The 17,274-nt window shown below is 65.1% G+C and carries 18 protein-coding genes; 1 reads left to right on the top strand and 17 read right to left on the bottom strand.

Annotated elements, in window-relative coordinates; genetic code table 11:
* Positions 1–15 precede the first annotated feature (15 nt).
* The 5 genes from KXR83_RS17960 to KXR83_RS17940 form a co-directional block, all read right to left on the bottom strand.
* Complete coding sequence (locus tag KXR83_RS17960; RefSeq protein ID WP_437425972.1) at positions 16–648, bottom strand: TetR/AcrR family transcriptional regulator; 633 nt, start codon at positions 646–648, stop codon at positions 16–18.
* A gap of 94 nt (positions 649–742) precedes the next feature.
* Complete coding sequence (locus tag KXR83_RS17955; protein ID WP_437425971.1) at positions 743–2,251, bottom strand: aldehyde dehydrogenase family protein; 1,509 nt, start codon at positions 2,249–2,251, stop codon at positions 743–745.
* Between the two features lie 192 nt (positions 2,252–2,443).
* Positions 2,444–3,598 (bottom strand): acetyl-CoA C-acetyltransferase, encoded by a 1,155-nt coding sequence (locus KXR83_RS17950; protein WP_437425970.1) that lies wholly within the window; start codon positions 3,596–3,598, stop codon positions 2,444–2,446.
* 45 nt (positions 3,599–3,643) lie between these two features.
* Positions 3,644–4,456: an SDR family oxidoreductase gene (locus tag KXR83_RS17945; protein WP_023961152.1), complete on the bottom strand. Its 813-nt coding sequence runs from the start codon at positions 4,454–4,456 to the stop codon at positions 3,644–3,646.
* A complete protein-coding gene (locus tag KXR83_RS17940; RefSeq protein ID WP_099383636.1) occupies positions 4,453–5,706 on the bottom strand; it encodes an acyl-CoA dehydrogenase family protein in 1,254 nt (417 codons plus the stop codon). Before KXR83_RS17940 ends, KXR83_RS17945 begins: the two co-directional genes overlap by 4 nt.
* 131 nt (positions 5,707–5,837) lie before the next feature.
* Here KXR83_RS17940 and KXR83_RS17935 point away from each other — a divergent pair, with 131 nt between their 5' ends.
* Entirely contained in the window at positions 5,838–7,442 is a 1,605-nt protein-coding gene (locus KXR83_RS17935; RefSeq protein WP_437425969.1) for a FadD3 family acyl-CoA ligase, read from the top strand.
* 257 nt (positions 7,443–7,699) lie between these two features.
* On the opposite strand, the gene KXR83_RS17930 is transcribed toward KXR83_RS17935, so the two are convergent.
* The 12 genes from KXR83_RS17930 to folP all read right to left on the bottom strand — a co-directional run bounded on the left by KXR83_RS17930 (position 7,700) and on the right by folP (position 17,274).
* A complete protein-coding gene (locus tag KXR83_RS17930) occupies positions 7,700–8,032 on the bottom strand; it encodes a histone-like nucleoid-structuring protein Lsr2 (RefSeq protein ID WP_023961146.1) in 333 nt (110 codons plus the stop codon).
* 149 nt (positions 8,033–8,181) lie between these two features.
* Positions 8,182–9,753 carry a lysine--tRNA ligase gene (lysS, locus tag KXR83_RS17925; RefSeq protein WP_437425968.1) on the bottom strand — a complete coding sequence of 524 codons (1,572 nt, stop codon included), beginning with the start codon at positions 9,751–9,753 and terminating at the stop codon, positions 8,182–8,184.
* Positions 9,754–9,782: 29 nt separating this feature from the next.
* Positions 9,783–10,223: a hypothetical protein gene (locus KXR83_RS17920; RefSeq protein WP_437425967.1), complete on the bottom strand. Its 441-nt coding sequence runs from the start codon at positions 10,221–10,223 to the stop codon at positions 9,783–9,785.
* 167 nt (positions 10,224–10,390) lie between these two features.
* Positions 10,391–11,215 (bottom strand): type III pantothenate kinase, encoded by an 825-nt coding sequence (locus KXR83_RS17915; RefSeq protein WP_099383633.1) that lies wholly within the window; start codon positions 11,213–11,215, stop codon positions 10,391–10,393.
* 1 nt (position 11,216) lies between these two features.
* Positions 11,217–11,648 (bottom strand): aspartate 1-decarboxylase, encoded by a 432-nt coding sequence (panD, locus tag KXR83_RS17910; protein WP_437425966.1) that lies wholly within the window; start codon positions 11,646–11,648, stop codon positions 11,217–11,219.
* On the bottom strand, positions 11,645–12,562 hold the full coding sequence (gene panC, locus KXR83_RS17905) for a pantoate--beta-alanine ligase (RefSeq protein ID WP_437425965.1): 918 nt from the start codon (positions 12,560–12,562) through the stop codon (positions 11,645–11,647). Before panC ends, panD begins: the two co-directional genes overlap by 4 nt.
* Entirely contained in the window at positions 12,559–13,527 is a 969-nt protein-coding gene (locus KXR83_RS17900; RefSeq protein WP_437425964.1) for a Rossmann-like and DUF2520 domain-containing protein, read from the bottom strand. The genes panC and KXR83_RS17900 overlap by 4 nt, the downstream gene beginning before the upstream one ends.
* Positions 13,528–13,697: 170 nt before the next feature.
* Complete coding sequence (locus KXR83_RS17895; RefSeq protein ID WP_437425963.1) at positions 13,698–14,873, bottom strand: DUF6779 domain-containing protein; 1,176 nt, start codon at positions 14,871–14,873, stop codon at positions 13,698–13,700.
* A 113-nt stretch (positions 14,874–14,986) separates the two neighbouring features.
* Positions 14,987–15,454, bottom strand: a complete 468-nt coding sequence (locus KXR83_RS17890) for a DUF3180 domain-containing protein (protein ID WP_437426115.1) — start codon at positions 15,452–15,454, stop codon at positions 14,987–14,989.
* A gap of 35 nt (positions 15,455–15,489) precedes the next feature.
* Positions 15,490–16,032, bottom strand: a complete 543-nt coding sequence (gene folK, locus KXR83_RS17885; protein WP_437425962.1) for a 2-amino-4-hydroxy-6-hydroxymethyldihydropteridine diphosphokinase — start codon at positions 16,030–16,032, stop codon at positions 15,490–15,492.
* Positions 16,029–16,403, bottom strand: a complete 375-nt coding sequence (gene folB, locus KXR83_RS17880; RefSeq protein ID WP_099383627.1) for a dihydroneopterin aldolase — start codon at positions 16,401–16,403, stop codon at positions 16,029–16,031. Before folB ends, folK begins: the two co-directional genes overlap by 4 nt.
* A complete protein-coding gene (folP, locus tag KXR83_RS17875; protein WP_437426114.1) occupies positions 16,396–17,274 on the bottom strand; it encodes a dihydropteroate synthase in 879 nt (292 codons plus the stop codon). The genes folB and folP overlap by 8 nt, the downstream gene beginning before the upstream one ends.

Here is a 17,274-nt window from a genome sequence, read left to right as displayed (position 1 = left end):
AACAAGAGTGCCACGTCAGCGGGGGACGATGCCGTCTAGCACCACACTGAGGTACTGCTCGGCCACCTGATGCGCGGTCAGCTCACCACCGGGCCGATACCAGCGCACCGCAACCCACACGGTGTCACGCATGAACCGGTAGACCAGCTCGACGTCGAGATCGCGGCGGAAACTACCGTCGGCGACACCACGATTGAGCACGTCTTTCCAGAGGGTGCGGAACTCGACATTACGGTCACGGATGTACGCGAAACGGTCCTGCGTGGACAAACGCTTGGCTTCGTCCTGATAGATCGCGACGGCGTAATGGTCGCGGTCGATGCTCTCGAATGAGGCAACAACCAATGCGCGCAACGTCTCTCGCGCGGGAGTACCCGCCGCCACAACCTCGTGGTACGTGTCGAAGAGCGAGTCCAGGAAACTACGCAGGATCTCGTCCACCATCGATTCCTTGGAATCGAAGTGGTGGTACAGACTGCCGGAGAGGATGCCCGCACTGTCGGCGATGTCGCGCACGGTGGTGGTGCGCAGCCCGCGCTCGGCGAACAATGAACTCGCCACCGTCAGCAACTCGTCGCGCCGCGACGTTCTGGTACGGCTGTCCGCCAGGCCTGACTCTGTTTCGATCCGCTTTCGGGTCGCCGCCACCCGCCTCACCTCCAAGAGCTCAAGCCTAGCAAGCGCTTGGTTGTTCAGGCGTCCCACCTGCACGAAGCGGGTGGCGTGCGATCCGTCGGTAGAGCTAGTGTCCCAGCTTCTTACGAGCCCGCGCGTTGAAGAACTTCCACAACTTCAACTGCGTGTTGGCGTTCTTGGTGTCCTTGGCCGTGAACGGCGCCGACATCATCTCGGACACCGCGATCTTCAACGTCGAGAACGCCACCGCCCGGGTGTGGGAGAAGGTGTCGAAACCATACTTGCCGTGGTAGCTGCCCATGCCACTCTGGCCGGAGCCGCCGAACGGCAGGTCGGGCCCGAACATGTTGATGGCGAAGTCGTTCCCGTTGATCGAACCCGACCGGGTGGCGTCGGCGATCTTGGCGAATCGCTCGTTGCGGTCACCGTGCCAGTACATGGTCAACGGATTCGGATGACTCGTGACGTGGGCGATGACCTCGCCGAGATCGCGGTAGGGGTAGACGGTGAGCACGGGGCCGAACACCTCGTCCTCTTCGATCTTCATTCCGGCCTTCACTCCGGTCAGCAGAGTGGGCGGGATCTTCCGAGTTTCGGCGTCCGGAAGACTTTCGCCTGCCGGGATCACCTGATGCTTGGTGGCACCGAGTGACACGGCATCGTCGATGAGGTCGACGATCCGGTTGAAGTTCTTCTCGTTGATGGTCGAGGTGTACTGCGGATTGTCCTTGATCGACGGGAGGTTGCTGCGCCAGCGCGCCAACACCTTGTCGGTGAACTCCCCCAGCTTTGCTTCGGGCACCCACACGTAGTCGGGGCACAGGCACACCTGACCACCGTTGACCAGCCGCGCATCGGCGATGCGTTTGGCAGCCTGATCGATGTCGGCGTCGATGTCGACGATCACCGGGTTCTTGCCACCGAGCTCGAGCGTGACGGGCACAAGGTTCTTGCCGGCCTCCGCGGCCACCGAACGACCCACATCCGGCGAGCCGGTGAAGAACATATGGTCGACCTCGAGCTTGGCAAAGTCTGAACCGCCGCCGTGAGCGCTGGTCAGCACGGCGAATTCCTCGAGGCTGAAGTACTTCGGTGCGTGCTTGGCGAGGACCGCGGTGGTCTTGGCGGTCACGGACGACGGACGCACCAGAACCCGGTTGCCCGCAGCGAACGCCGAGCCAGCCGGCACAATCGTCAGGTTGAGGGGGAAGTTCCAGGGGCCCATGATGCCGACAACACCTTTGGGGTCGTGGCGGACCTCCTGACGGAATCCCGCCCGGGCCATCAACTTGCCCGGAGTGGAGGTCTCCATCCACTTGGTGACGTGCCGCTTCTGATGCGAGAGGTCGATCATGCATCCGGCGATGTCGGCAGCCATCGACAACTCGCGTGGTCGAGTCCCGAAGTCGGCATTCAACGCCTCGGCGAGCTCTTCGGCGTTGTCGAGCAACAGGGCCTGGAGGCGGACGATCCGGTCGATGCGAGTCTGCGCATCGGGGATTCCGTCACGCAGGAACGCGGCCCGCTGCAGCTCGAGCAACTCCTGCAGCGACAGCGTGTCGGCTGATTTTTGCTCTGTGACCTGCTTTTTAGCTACGTCTGCCGGTTTGGTCATAACGCGGACCTCCAAATTGCCCTTGGTTACACACGAAACGTTGGAACGATTTTCCAAGTATGTCGCAAACCAGTATGCGCCAACTCACACCGGAGGCGCCAGTGACCGGGGGCCGGTGAACTACAGCCGCTCGATGATCGTGACGTTGGCGGTGCCGCCACCCTCACACCGTGGCTCACCGCCGAACATGACCTACAGCCGCTCGATGATCGTGACGTTGGCGGTGCCGCCACCCTCACACATCGTTTGCAGGCCGTAGCGGCCTCCGGTGCGTTCGAGTTCGTGCAGCAACGTCGCGAACAACTTGGCGCCGGTGGCACCGAGCGGATGTCCGAGGGCGATGCCGCCACCGTTCGGGTTGACCCGGGCCGGGTCGGCCCCGGTCTCCTTGAGCCACGCGAGCACCACCGGGGCGAAGGCTTCGTTGATCTCGATGACGTCGATGTCATCGATGCTCAGGCCGCTCTTCTCCAGTGCGTACTTGGTGGCAGGAATGGGCGCAGACAGCATCATCACGGGGTCGTCGCCGCGCACCGAGATGTGATGGATGCGCGCGCGGGGCGTGAGGTTGTACTGCTTGAGCGCATCCTCGGACACCACCAGTGCAGCCGACGCGCCGTCGCAGATCTGAGAGGCGACAGCAGCCGTCAGCGACGAGCCCTCGGCCAATACCGGAAGTCCGGCCATCTTCTCCAGCGATGTCTCGCGGGGGCATTCGTCGACGACACAGTCGCCGAGCGCCACGGTCTCCGCGGCGAAGTGGCCCTCATCGATGGCGCGGCGCGCACGCTGATGCGACTGTAGCGCCCACTGCTCCATGTCTTCGCGGCTGATGTCCCACTTCTTGGCCATCATGTCGGCGCCGGCGAACTGGGAGATCTCGGCATCGCCGAACCGCTCGTCCCAGCCGATCGATCCCTTGAACGGGCCTTCGAATCCGTACTGGACGCCGGCCAGCATGGCCGCCGAGATGGGGATGGCGCTCATGTTCTGGACCCCGCCGGCGAGCACCACGTCCTGCGTGCCACTCATCACGGCCTGCGCGGCGAAGTGGATGGCCTGCTGCGACGACCCGCACTGGCGGTCGATGGTGGTGCCGGGGATGTCGAGGGGCAAACCGGCTGTGAGCCAGGCGGTTCGGGCGATGTTGCCGGCCTGCGGCCCGATGGTGTCCACACAACCGAAGATGACGTCGTCGACAACCATCGGGTCGATGCCGGTGCGCTCGAGCGTCGCCTTGATGACGTGCGCGCCGAGATCGGCAGGGTGCACCTTGGCCAGTGAGCCGTTGCGCTTGCCGACCGGCGTGCGTACGGCATCGACGATGTACGCCTGGGGTTTGGACATTGTGTACTCCTTCGATCAAAAAACGTGGCGGTTCGATCCGGTGGGTCAGGCCCGCTGGCTGGAGATGGAGACCACTTCACCGGTGAGGTAGGTGGTGTAGTCGCTGGCGAGCATCGCGATGGTCGCCGCGATCTCCCAGACCTCGGCGGCGCGTCCGTAGGCTTCGCGCGAGGCGAGGTCGGCGAGCAGCTCTTCGCTGGTGACCTTCGCGAGGAAGGGATGGCGGGCGATGGAGGGAGCCACCGCGTTGATGCGCACGCCGTACTCGGCGGCCTCGATCGCCGCACACCGGGTCAGGGCCATCACCCCGGCTTTTGCTGCGGCGTAATGGGATTGACTGTGCTGTGCACGCCAGCCGAGAACCGACGCGTTGTTCACGATCACGCCGCCGTGGGGTGCGTCGCGAAAGTAACGCAACGCCGCGCGGGTCGCGCGGAAGGTGCCGTTCAGCGTGATGTCGATGACGCGGTCCCACTCATCGTCGTCCATGTCGACAACCGGGGTCTCACCACCGAGTCCGGCATTGTTGATCAGCACGTCGATACGGCCGAGTTCAGAGGCCGCGGACTCGATCAGGGCATTGACCTCCGAGGTCTTTTGCACGTTGCACACCACGGACGCCACGGTCTGGTCGGCGAACTCACCCTTGAGTTTGTCCACGGTCTCGCCGAGCCTGCGCTCGTGCCAATCGCTGACCAGAACATCGGCGCCTTCGGCCAAAGCCCTGCGCGCGGAGGCGAATCCGATCCCGGTGCCCGCGGCGGCCGTCACCACGACCTTGCGGCCGGCGAGCAGGCCGTGGCCTGGGATCTCTTCTGGCGGCGTCGCCAGCGGACTGGAACCTTGCTGAACTGTCACGGTCGTGCCTCTCGAGGTAGTCCGAGCACCCGCTCGGCAATGATGTTGCGCTGCACTTCATTCGAGCCGCCGTAGATCGTGTCGGCGCGGGTGAACAGGAACAGCCGCTGCCACTGATCGAGTTCCACCTGGTCCGGCTCGAAGATGTTGTTGGGTTCACCTTCGCTGGTGCGATCGGGTGCGATGAGCGACGGGGCCCCCTGGACGGCCATTGCGAGCTCGCCGAGGTCACGATGCCAGTTGGCCCACAACAACTTCGACACCGAGGCCGCTCCCCCGGCGCCGCCGGTGTCGACCACGGCCAGAGTGCGTTGTGCATGGGCCCGCATCACGCGGAGCTCAAGCCATGCCCGGGCGATCCGCTCCCGGATCACCGGGCTGTTCGCCGAGCCGTTGGCCTTTGCCATCTCCACGATGTGTTCGAGTTCGCGCGAGAAGCCGACCTGCTGGCCGAGCGTGGACACACCCCGCTCGAACTCGAGCAGACCCATCGCCACTTTCCAGCCTTCACCGGGTTCGCCGACAACAAGGCCGGCCTCGGTGGTGGCGTCGTCGAAGAACACCTCGTTGAACTCGGAGGTGCCGGTGAGCTGCTGGATCGGCCGGACCGTGACGCCGGGTTGATCGAGCGGCACGAGGAGAAAACTCAGACCCTTGTGCCGCGAGGACCCCGGCTCGGTGCGGCACAGCACAAAGGCCCACTGGGCGACGTGTGCCAGCGACGTCCAGATCTTCTGCCCGTTGATGACCCACTTGTCGCCGTCGAGTGTGGCGGTGGTGGAGATGTTCGCCAGGTCCGACCCCGCGCCCGGTTCGGAATAACCCTGCGCCCACAACTCGTCGACCGTGGTGATGCCCGGCAGGAAACGCTTCTTCTGTTCCTCGGTCCCGAACGCGATCAGCGTCGGGCCCAGCAGTTCCTCGCCCACATGGCTGACCCGGGCCGGCGCGCCCGCCCGCGCGTACTCCTGATGAAAGATGATGCGCTGCTCGATGGACGCGTTGCGGCCGCCGTGTTCCACAGGCCAGCCGAGGCACGTCCATCCCGAGGCGGCCAGCAGCCGGTCCCACGCGAGCCGCGGCCCATAGAATTCGTGTTCGCTGCCCGGGCCGCCGCGTGACTTCAGATTCGCGAACTCGCCGGTCAGATTGTCGTCGAGCCACTGTCGTACGGCAGCCGCGAAATCGGCCGCCGAACCATCCCATTCACCCAGGTCCACGCCTCGGTCAGCGAGGTTGATCGCCGTCATGTGAACCAGCGTAACCGACCAAGCACTTGCTCGGTTAGCGCACCCAAGCAAGTGCTAGGTTTTGGCTTCGGAACCTGCGCTGTACCAGGTGGTACTAGCCTTTTACGCAGGTGTGAGCTCCGGGAGGAATCGTGTCCATTTCAACAGATCAGCCCACCCCAGACCGGCTCGATGTCGACGCCGTCACCACCACACCGCAGGCCTTGCGCCGAGCCGCGCAATTGTGGCCGGACGGTCTGGCGATCATCGACGACCAGTGGGGCGAGACGGTCGAACTGACCTGGTCCGACCTCCTCGGCGCCGTGCGCACGTTCGCGGCCGGCCTGATCGCGGAGGGCATCGAGGCCGGCGACCGGGTCGCCATCTGGGCACCGAACAGCTTCCACTGGCCCATCGCCGCGCTCGGTGCCCATTTCGCCGGCGCCACCCTCGTCCCGCTCAACACCCGTTACACCGCGGCGGAGGCGCTGGAGATCATTCAGCGCACCAAGGCCAGGGCGATCGTCGTGGTCGGCCAGTTCCTCGGCACGGACCGGGTCGAGCAACTGTGCGCCGAGGCGGGCGGTGACCTCGCCGCCGCGTCGAACCTGGCGGTGGCCATCCGCGTACGGCTCGAGGCCGATGACCATCGGGGTGCGGTCGCTGTCGACTGGAACGACTTCCTCTGTGCAGCAACCGACGAGGGCAGGGCTGAAGCCGACGCACGTGCATCCGCCGTCGCTCCCACCGACATCTCCGACGTGCTGTTCACCTCGGGGACCACCGGCAGGTCCAAGGGCGCCCTCGCCGAGCATCAGCAGACGGTTGCCGGCGCTCGCGCATGGGCCACCAACGGGAACCTGGGGGCCGACGATCGATACCTGATGGTGAATCCCTACTTCCACACCTTCGGCTACAAGGCAGGAATCCTCGTGTGCACCCTGATGGGCACCACGATGATCCCGCTGGCGGTGTACTCCACCGATGCCGCGATGCGGCTGATCGAGCAACGCAAGGCCACCGTGTTCCCCGGCGCCCCGACCATCTTCCAGACGATCCTCGACGCCCCCCGACGCCCCGAGTTCGACCTCTCGTCACTGCGGCTGGCAGTCACCGGCGCCGCGATCGTGCCCGTGGTGCTCGTCGAGCGCATGCAACGCGACCTCGGCATCGAGACCGTCATCACGGCCTACGGCCTGACCGAGGCGAGCGGCTTTGTCACCACCTGCACGCCCGACGACGACGATCAGACCGTGGCCAACACGTGCGGCCGCCCGTTCACGGGCATGGAGATCAAGCTCTCGGAGAACGGCGAGGTGCTGGCCCGCGGCAAGATGGTCATGCGCGGCTACCTCGATGACCCCGAGGCCACCGCAGAGGCGATCGACGCCGACGGCTGGCTGCACACCGGCGACATCGGAACAATCGACGAGCACGGAAATCTCTCCATCACGGACCGCCTGAAAGACATGTACATCAGCGGTGGATTCAATGTGTACCCCGCAGAAGTCGAGCAGGTTCTCGCCAGAATCGACGGGGTGGCCGAGGCTGCCGTCGTCGGGATACCTGATGAGCGCCTGGGAGAAGTGGGGCGCGCTTACCTCACGTTGTCACCGGGCGCAGCCGTTGACGAAAAGTCGGTCATCGAGCACTGCCGTCAGAAACTCGCGAACTTCAAGACTCCGCGTTCGGTCATCATCATCGATGAGTTCCCGCGCAATGCCGCCGGCAAGATCCTCAAGCGCGAACTGCACTGAACCGGGCTTTGGCTGTCTTCGCGAGCTTTGTTCAGCTGATGAACAGTTTGTCTCACTTCGATCTATCCGTAACTCGAAAGGGACAACGGATTGTCACACAAGTTCACAAATGATCGCGACGGTCATAAATGTTTTCGATTCTTTTCTGAATGCGCACTAATACAATTCGAAGACAACCACAGGAGAAACAAATGACGGGCGGCCCGATTCCTCGGGCCGCCCGTCATTTTGACTACAGTTGTGGTCAGTTCAAAGCGTCAGTGCGCCTCGTTGTAAGCCTCGACGACATCTGCGGCAATACGCCCGCGCGATGACACCTGATGGCCGTTACGACGGGCCCAGTCACGGATTGCCGCTGTCTGCTCGCGATCCACAGACGCCTTGGTGGCGATCCCTTTCGCGCGCTTACGGCCACTCACACGTCGGGCGTGCTCCGCCCATTTCGCCACGTCGTCACGCAGCTTGTCAGCGTTCTTGCTGGACAGATCGATCTCGTAGGTGACGCCATCGACGCCGAACTCCACGGTCTCATCCGCTGTCTTGCTGTCATCAACATCATCTACGAGTGTGACGGTTACCTTCTTAGCCATAATGCTCCATTCTGATGGCTCCCGGATCCAACTTTGACAGTTCCGGCACACAACGCAAACGAACAATATTCATGGTGGCCGCCTATCGGCCGCCAGCATAGCGCGAATGAACCGTCAACGCTAATAAGAGGAAGTGTTTTCCAGTAACGTCATTGCTGCGGCTTGACGAGTGGAAAGAGGATGGTTTCGCGAATGCCGAGACCCGTCAGAGCCATCAGAAGTCGGTCAATGCCCATTCCGGTACCGGTCGTCGGCGGCATGCCCTGCTCCATGGCCGCAAGAAACTCTTCATCGAGCACCATTGCCTCATCATCACCGGCACGAGCCAAACGGGCCTGGTCGACGAACCGCTCCCGCTGAATCACCGGATCGACCAATTCGGAATAACCGGTTGCCAATTCGAACCCGCGGACATAGAGATCCCACTTTTCACTCACACCCGGCTTGTCGCGGTGCTCGCGTACCAGGGGTGATGTCTCCACCGGGAAATCGCGGACGAATACCGGCCCCGACAACCCGTCGCCCACCTGGTGCTCCCAGAGTTCCTCGATGAGCTTGCCATGGCCGTAGCCCTTGCCTGCCGGGATCTCCAGCCCCACATCGGCGCTGATGGAGAGCAGTTTCTCGACCGTCGTGGCCGGGGTGATCTCGATCCCGAGCGACTCGGAGAGCGAGGGATACATCTCCACCGACTTCCATTCCCCGCTCAGATCGTTGATCGATCCGTCGGCCATCTCCGGGGTGAGGGTGCCGAGGGCGGCCATCGCCACTTCCTGGATCACCTCACGGGTCATCGTCGCCGAGTCGTCGTAGGTGCCGTACGCCTGGTACGTCTCGAGCATCGCGAACTCGGGCGAATGCGTGCTGTCGGCGCCCTCGTTGCGGAAGTTGCGGTTGATCTCGAAGACCCGCTCGATACCGCCGACCACGGCCCGCTTGAGGAACAGCTCCGGGGCGATGCGCAGGTAGAGGTCGATGTCGAGCGCGTTGGAATGGGTGACGAACGGCCTGGCGGCTGCACCACCGTGCAGCGTCTGCAGCATGGGTGTCTCGATCTCCAGGAATCCCCGGCGCTCCAGCGCCGCGCGCAGTTCCCGCAGGACCGCGACGCGTGTTCGTGCCATCTCGCGGGCCTGGGGCCGCACGATGAGGTCGACGTACCGCTGGCGGACACGCGTTTCCTCGTTCATCTCCTTGTGCGCCACCGGAAGTGGGCGCAGCGCCTTGCTCGCCATCTGCCACGTGTCGGCGAGCACGCTCAGTTCCCCGCGACGCGAGCTGATCACCTCGCCGTGTACGAAGACGAAGTCACCGAGGTCGACGTCGGACTTCCAGGCGGCCAGCGACTCCTCGCCCACGCCGTTCAGGCTGATCATGGCCTGCAGCTGCGTGCCATCGCCTTCTTGCAGTGTTGCGAAGCACAGCTTTCCGGTGTTGCGGATGAAGATCACCCGGCCGGCGATGCCGACAACCTCACCTGTCTGGGTGTCGGGCTCGAGGTCCGGGTATTTCGCCCGGAGCTCGGCCAGTGAATGGGTGCGCGGAACCGACACGGGATAGGCCTGACCACCCTCGGCGATGATGCGATCGCGCTTCTCGCGCCGAACTCGCAACTGCTCCGGGGTCTGGTCTTCGGTGTTGTCGACTGCTGCATTTTTCCGGCCTTGGCCACGGGCTTCATTCACGCCAACGACCCTAGCGGCCGAACCTGGGTTGGCCATATTCGACGGGTCGCCAGGTCGGCGCGTGATCAGTGCGCGGAGAACATGCTCCACTCGCGCTCGGTGTGATCGGCGACCGGCCGCCGGTCGGCCGAACGGGCGAGCGCGATCTGGCCACCGGCAACAAACCGGGTGCCGGGCACTCCCGCGGCCTGCAGGTGCCAGGTGAGCCTCTCGGCGTCGTGACCATCTACCCCGATGAGAAGCCAACGGCTGGAGGCGTCAGCGCAACGAAGTGTCTCCCGCGAGCCCGGGATCAGGCGGTCGAGAATCTGATCGGCGGGAATTGCCAACGCGCCGAGGACGATTCCGTCCCGATCACGTTCCTGCTGGCTACGGATGTCGATGGCCACGGCACCGCTGCGGAGCAGAGAATCGACGTCGTGCGCCGCCACGGACAGCGGCGCAACGGGATATGCCGACGTGGGCCGGCTGGACAGAGAAGGTGCGGGTGCGGTGAGCACAGACATGGCTGGTGCTTTCGTGAATGATCGGCAGCAGATCGGCCGAAGAACGGGCGTAGGGGTCATCAAGAGGCGTTTCAGCCCCGACAACACTCCTGACAGCTCCGCGTGATCACGGTGAAGATTGTGCCACAGCGATCACGATCGCACCACCGTCGCCCGCCGCAGACGCCTCAGTCCGGACGCGAGCCCGCCGAACGCCCCTTTGCCCGGGCATCGCGCTGCCGCTCATACACCAGCCGCAACCCGTCGAGCGTCAACGTGGGCTCGTGGTGCTGCAACGTCACACACTCATCGAAAACCAGCGGGGCGAGGTAGCCGGTGGCGATCACCGCGATGTCGTCGCCGTCGAAACCCGGCACTTCACGCCGCACTCGGGACACGAGCCCGTCCACCTGACCTGCGAATCCGTAGAGGATGCCCGACTGCAGTGCTTCGACGGTGTTCTTTCCCACCACCGAGCGCGGTGGCAACAGCTCGACCTTGCGTAGCGTCACCGTCCGGACGGCGAGAGCCTCGACCGCCAGATCGATACCCGGGGCGATCGCCCCACCGAGGAACTCGCCCTTTGCCGACACCACGTCGACGAGGGTCGTGGTCCCGAAATCGACGACGATGCAGCCGCGACCGTAGGCCGAGTAAGCGGCGAGCGCATTGGCGACACGGTCGGTCCCGACCTCCTTCGGGTTGTCGACCAACAGCGGAACCCCGGTTCGCACACCGGGTTCGAGCAGCACGTGCGGTCCGGCCCCGAAGTACTTCCCGACCATCACCCGCATCTCGCGCAGCAGCGACGGCACCGTCGACAGGCCGACAACGGCCGTGACCTGTTCCACGTCAGGGCCCAACAGGCCACGAATGGTCAGCGCCAGCTCGTCGGCAGTCATGCGCGACTCGGTCCTCATCCGCCAGTCGCGCACCAGTCGGGAATTGGCCCCGATGCCCGCATAGACACCCAGGTGGATGTTCGTGTTGCCGACGTCCAGCGCGAGCAACATGTCAGGCGGGGGTGCTCGACAGCACCGGGTGGCGGGGATCGAGCAGATCCGAGCCTTCCGGCGCGTGTGCCGGGTCGGCACCCTGTTCGACGATGCGGTTCGATTCGTCGACGAACACCACCTTGGGCTGATACTCGAGGACCTCGCGTTCATCGAGTCCGCCGTAGGCGATCAGGATGACGAGGTCGCCCGGGTGCACCAGATGTGCTGCGGCGCCGTTGATACCGATGATCCCGGACCCCCGGGGACCCGAGATCGCGTAGGTGACCAGCCGGGCGCCGTTGTCGATGTCGACGATGGTCACCTGTTCACCCTCGAGCAGACCGGCCGCGTCGAGCAGGTCCTGGTCGACCGTGACCGATCCGACGTAGTGCAGATCGGCCTGGGTCACTGTGGCGCGGTGGATCTTCGAGGTCATCATGGTGCGGATCATGCTGGGTTCTCTCCTCTTTCGACGAAACCGGTGCCGATCGCGACACCCACGTTGTCAATGAGCCGGGTGGAGCCGATTCGCGCGGCGACGAGCAGCCTGCCGTCGCCGCGCGCCGGCGGTTCCTCGAGGTTGGGGCCGCGAAGTTCGAGGTAGTCGACCGCGACGTCCGGGTGGAGGTCGAAGACGCCGCGGGCCGCGTCGAGGATGGCCCGCTCTCCACCGGCGGCCGCGTAGGCACCCGCGATCAGCGCGGCCGACAGGGTTGTCGCCAGCTCACGCTGAGCGGGATCGAGGTACCGATTGCGCGACGACATGGCCAATCCGTCTGCTTCGCGCACGGTGGGAACGCCGACGATCTGCACGTCGAGGTTCAGGTCGGTGACCATCTGCCGGATCAACACCAACTGCTGATAGTCCTTCTCGCCGAAGTAGGCCTCCATCGGCGCGGCAATGTTCAGCAACTTGAGCACCACGGTAAGCATGCCTGCGAAATGCGTTGGCCGCGAAGCACCTTCGAGTTCACCACCGAGAGGTCCCGGGTGCACGGTGGTGCGCGGTCCCGTCGGGTACATGTCGGAGACCTTCGGGGCGAAGACCAATTCGACGCCGGCCGCCCGCAGGAGATCGCAGTCCTCATCGAATGTCCGGGGGTAGGCGTCGAGGTCTTCGCCCGCGGCGAACTGCAACGGGTTGACGAAGATGGAGGCGATCACCACCGCGTCGCCCTTGCGTTTGGCGGCACGGACCAGTTCGAGATGGCCCGCGTGCAGCGCGCCCATGGTGGGAACCAGCACCACCCGCTTACCCGTCGAACGCAGGGCACGGCTGACCTTGTTCAGCAGCGCAGGATCACGATGGACCGTCAATTGCCCAGCGGTGAAAGGTTTCTGGCCCGTCAGGTCACCAGTGGTCATCGATGTTCGTCCCGTCTGTCGTCATTCCCCAAGTCGTCATTCCCCAAGTCGTCGTACCCCGAGCTGTCGTGCCCCACGTGGTTGTCCCCGAGTAACTCGACCAGGTCCGGTGGTGGATCGGTGTACGTGGCGGCGCGGCGGGCGAGCGCACGATATCCCTCGGCGATGCCCGGATCAGCGGCCGTCAGCGCCTGCAGATGCCGGGCCACCGCCGCCACGTCGCCGCGAGCCACCGGGCCGGTCAACGCCTTCGGGCCGATCTGCAGACTGTTGTCGAGCGCCGCGGTGAGCAGCGGCCCCAGAATGCGTTCCGGCCGCACGTCTTGGCCGTCGGCCACCTTGCGCAGCGCCGCCACGGCGTCACACACAAGCGCGACAAGATGATTCGCGCCATGAGCCAGTGCAGCGTGATAGAGGGTGCGGTCCTTCTCGTCGATGCGCACCGGTTCGGCGCCCATCTCCAGAACCAGGGATTGTCCGATGGCCAGACCCACCTCGTCTGCGGCCGTGACACCGAAGCAGCAATTGCGGATCCGGTCCGTGTCCTCTTCCGTCCCGATGAACGTCATGGCCGGATGCAACGCCAGTGGGAGGGCTCCGATGTCGGTGAGCGGATCGAGCACGCGTACACCGTGTGCGCCCGCGGTGTGGGCGACGATGGTTCCCGGCCGCACCGATCCCGACTGCGCCAGATCGGAGATGACCGACGTCAATCGATCGTCCGGGACCGCGATGACAAGAAGCTCGCAGTGTGAGGCGACGTCGGCCACGGCGCGGATCTCAGATTCGGGGAGGCGCTGTGCCGCGCGTGCGCGTGAGGCCGGAGACGATGCGGACACGGCGCCGACCACGTGTTCGGCACGTTCGAGGGCCTGACCGATGGTGGTTCCCACTCGACCCGCCGACACGATACCCACCGTCAGGCGGGCAGGCGCGGGCCAATTGGTAATCCCCGTCGAGGTCACCGTCGTCCTCCATTCGTTCCAGTCCCTCTGACTTCTCCCCTGGCCGATGAGTCGAACTCGGCTGAGGATGTGTCAGGCACGGGTACCAGACGTCTCGCTGCGAGAATAGAACCAGGCGGACACATATTGCCAATGCCTGTGATCGGGCTCACCCGATCGGACGCGCGCGATCAGCTACGACGGCGGCGGCGTCCACCGGCAGGTGCCGAAGATTCGAATCGGGTGAGCAGCTCCGAGACCGAGCGTCCGGATGCATGTGCGCCCGGATGGTCGGCTGCCTGCTCATCGTCATCGGCCAGCAACGCGTTGGGGATGCCACCTTCCACGGGTGCAGCCACCTCCCACTCGTCGGTGGGGGTTTCGTCCACGAACGGCCCGGGAGCCGACGACTCGACCTGCGCCTCAGACGTCTCGTCCGCCTCGTCAGCAGGCTTTTCGTGTGCGCCTGCCACCTGAGGTTCAGCGGTATCGGTCTCGGCCGCGACGACCTCCGGTGCTGCGTCATCGGCGCGACGCCGACTACCCGCATGGCGGCCGGACGGTGTCTGAGCGTTGGTGGTGTCGCCGGGGTGGTCCGACGTCACCGCATCCTGCTCACCGGCATCGGACGACTCATCGGTCTCGGCCACGTCGTCTGCCGGTGTTTCGGCAGGCTCCACGGGGACCGGGTCCTCGTCGGACACCACCGGGATGACCTGGGTGCTCTCGTTCGGGTTGTCGTCGCGCCGGCGATCAGCGGGGGGCGCCGTAGACGCGAAGTCGCGTTCGGCCACGGTTCCGTCATCCGGGACCAGTGGCGCCGGCGGGAAATGCTGATCGGCGAAGCCGGCCGGGGCGTACGGATTGCCCGACCCCTCATGGCGGTTCGCGCGGTTCTCCAGTTCCGGCAGACGTTCACGGACCAGGGCGATCCGTTCGTCCGGGAGCTCGCCCAGCAACTGCTCGAGGCTCGACCGCAAGGACTGCAGCTCCGCCTTGAGCGCGGACAGTTCCTCGCCCGACTGTTCGCCGATCTCCTTGCGAACCTGCGTCTCGACGCCCAGTTCGTACTGACGGCGAGCGGAGATCTCACGCTCGAGCTGCAATTCGTAGACCAGTCGGAGGTCACGGGCCTTGGCGTCCGCGGAATCGGCCTGCCGGCGATACTTCGTCACCAGGATGGCGCCGATGACTGCGGCCCACAACGCGGTGATGACGGCCAGCGAGGCGGCGATGCTCATCTCCGAGGTGAAGATCATGAAGATGCTGGAGCCGAGCGCAAACAACAGCAGCACACCGAGCAACCACTGACCAGGACCACGGCGGGCTCTTCTGGCATCAGCCGATCGGCCGGCAGAGGTGGTCATGGTGGCAAACTTACCTGCCCGACTGTGTCGCGTTTGCCATCTGGTGCGGCAAGTCCAGTTATCGATTGTGTTTGTCGAGAGATCCGCACATCTCGCGCGAGATGCCGCGGCTCTCAGGTGGCCAGGTCGTCCGAGGGATCGTCCGGCGTACGACAGCAGTATTCGAGCCAGAGCGCCGCACCGACAAGCAGCACTCCACCGATCAGTCCGACGATCGTGCCCGGTCGATCATGATCAGCCGCCGCGAGATCGTCTTGCCGGGTGAGCAGATACGCCAGCGTTCCGGTCCACACGCCGACGGCGAGAGCACCGAGGATGGCCGACGCCTTGGCCAGCGCCAGCACGCGCGCCGCCGTGATCGGATGCAATTGGCCGCTGTGCGAGCCGATTTCCCGGTCATTCACGCGGGCACGCACCACAAAGGCGATGACAACTTCAAGTGCGGCAAGCACATACAACACGATGCCGGCCAACAGGGGCAGCGGCGGCAACGATCCGTAACTGACCCGGACCACCAGGAACACCACAACCGCCACCACAACGGCGAGCATGGCGAGATCCCGGATACGGGTCGGCCCCATCGCATTGTCGCTGCCCGGATCAGGCTTGCGGCTCGTCACTGTTGTTCCCCTGCGTCGGCACCGGTGGTGGTCAGCGTGTGTTCGGTGAGTCGAACCCCGTCGCGGTCGGCCGGTGTCAGGGCGGCCAGCAGATCCGTCACCGGGACGTCGGAACCGTGATGGCGGAGTACCGCGCCGGGGTCGGCGTCCAGCCAGGGAATCAGGACAAATGCCCGCTCAGCGGCACGCGGGTGGGGCAAGGTCAGCACCGGATCCGTCGACTCGACAACTGCCCCGTCGTCCGACACCGAGATCACGTCGACGTCGAGAGTTCGTGGCCCCCACCTCTGATCGCGCACCCGCCTCGCCTCGTTCTCGAGATGCTGACCCACGTCCAGCCAATCGCGTGCGCTCCGGGCATCGTCGTCGACCAGCAGGGTCGCATTCAGGAAATCCTGCTGCTCCACCCCGCCCCACGGTTCGGTGGCGTAGACCCGCGAGGCCGCCACCACCCGGTCACCGAGGCCGTCGCAGACCGACTGCAGATGGGCGAGCCGGTCCCCGATGTTGGAGCCTATCGAGAGCACCGCACTGCTCACTGCATCCCCTTGCGGGATCGGCGAGCGACGACCGCCACGTCGTCGAACGTGAGATCGATTGGCGCAGAGGGCTTGTGCAACGTCACCTCGCACGCCAAGACAGCGTCGAGATCGAGCAAGATCTTGTCGGCTATCTCGGCCGACACCGTCTCGATGAGATTGCGCGGTGTACCGGCGATGATGTCGTGGGCGGTGTGGGCCAGTCCCCCGTAGTCGATGGTGTCGGCGAGGTCGTCCGTCGCCGCGGCCACCCGCAGGTCGGCCCACAGGATGATGTCGACGATGAAGTCCTGGCCGTCCTGCCGTTCGTGGTCGAACACCCCGTGATTGCCCCGAACCTTCAGTCCGCGCAACTCGATTCGATCAGCCATCGTGCCCTTTCGCTACAGCGCCTCCAGCGGAGAACGTGGTCGGACCGGTGTCGGCGCCGCGCGGTCCGCCCGCCTGCCAGGCATCGGCGACCAGCACCGCATCGCGGCTGGCGCGCACATCGTGTACCCGCACACCCCACGCACCTCCCGCGGCGGCGAGCGCGGTGAGTGCGGCGGTGGCGATCTCGCGGCCATCCGGCGGACGTGGATTTCCGTCTTGGTCGGCGAGCAGGGTGCCGAGGAAACGCTTGCGTGATGCCCCGATCAGTACGGGAAAGCCGAGCCCCACCAAGGTCGGCAATGCGTGCAGCAGGGCCCAATTGTGCTCGGCAGTCTTCGCGAATCCGAGACCAGGATCGAGGATCAACGCACTGGCATCAACACCGGCAGAGGTGGCTGCATCGACCTGCGCCAGCAGTTCACCGCTGACCTCGGCCACCACGTCGCGATACACGCCGGGTTCGCCGGTCCGATGGACAAACGAGGGGTCGGAAGGGCGCCAGTGCATCAGGATCCACGGAACACCCGCCTCGGCGACAACCCGCGCCATGTCTGGATCGGCACGTCCCCCGGACACATCGTTGACCACAGTTGCGCCCGCGGCGATCGCCTTGTCGGCGACTTCGGCGCGCATGGTGTCCACGGATGTCCGAACACCTTGCGCCGCCAGGCCTTTGATGACGGGGGTGACCCTGGCGATCTCGAGACCGGTGTCGACGCGGTGCGCACCGGGCCTGGTGGACTCCCCGCCCACGTCGATGATGTCGGCCCCCTGCGCGGCCAGCGACAACCCATGGGCGATGGCGGCATCGGTATCGAGGTACCGGCCACCGTCGGAGAAGGAATCGGCCGTCACGTTGACGACGCCCAT

This window comes from Williamsia muralis (genome assembly GCF_051487485.1).
Classification (GTDB): domain Bacteria; phylum Actinomycetota; class Actinomycetes; order Mycobacteriales; family Mycobacteriaceae; genus Williamsia; species Williamsia muralis_B.
The sequence above is the reverse complement of the archived record's forward strand: the minus strand, read 5'-3'. Positions and strand labels throughout refer to the sequence as shown.

Bases quoted from the DNA above. Each gene is read 5' to 3' on its own strand.
- KXR83_RS17955 (WP_437425971.1), bottom strand. From the start codon at position 2,251: ATGACCAAACCGGCAGACGTAGCTAAAAAGCAGGTCACAGAGCAAAAA.
- KXR83_RS17930 (WP_023961146.1), bottom strand. From the start codon at position 8,032: ATGGCTAAGAAGGTAACCGTCACACTCGTAGATGATGTTGATGACAGC.
- KXR83_RS17950 (WP_437425970.1), bottom strand. From the start codon at position 3,598: ATGTCCAAACCCCAGGCGTACATCGTCGATGCCGTACGCACGCCGGTC.
- panD (WP_437425966.1), bottom strand. From the start codon at position 11,648: ATGATCCGCACCATGATGACCTCGAAGATCCACCGCGCCACAGTGACC.
- folB (WP_099383627.1), bottom strand. From the start codon at position 16,403: ATGGCTGATCGAATCGAGTTGCGCGGACTGAAGGTTCGGGGCAATCAC.
- folP (WP_437426114.1), bottom strand. From the start codon at position 17,274: ATGGGCGTCGTCAACGTGACGGCCGATTCCTTCTCCGACGGTGGCCGG.
- KXR83_RS17915 (WP_099383633.1), bottom strand. From the start codon at position 11,215: ATGTTGCTCGCGCTGGACGTCGGCAACACGAACATCCACCTGGGTGTC.
- panC (WP_437425965.1), bottom strand. From the start codon at position 12,562: ATGACCACTGGTGACCTGACGGGCCAGAAACCTTTCACCGCTGGGCAA.
- KXR83_RS17890 (WP_437426115.1), bottom strand. From the start codon at position 15,454: ATGGGGCCGACCCGTATCCGGGATCTCGCCATGCTCGCCGTTGTGGTG.
- KXR83_RS17920 (WP_437425967.1), bottom strand. From the start codon at position 10,223: ATGTCTGTGCTCACCGCACCCGCACCTTCTCTGTCCAGCCGGCCCACG.
- KXR83_RS17895 (WP_437425963.1), bottom strand. From the start codon at position 14,873: ATGACCACCTCTGCCGGCCGATCGGCTGATGCCAGAAGAGCCCGCCGT.
- KXR83_RS17940 (WP_099383636.1), bottom strand. From the start codon at position 5,706: ATGACGGCGATCAACCTCGCTGACCGAGGCGTGGACCTGGGTGAATGG.
- lysS (WP_437425968.1), bottom strand. From the start codon at position 9,753: ATGGCCAACCCAGGTTCGGCCGCTAGGGTCGTTGGCGTGAATGAAGCC.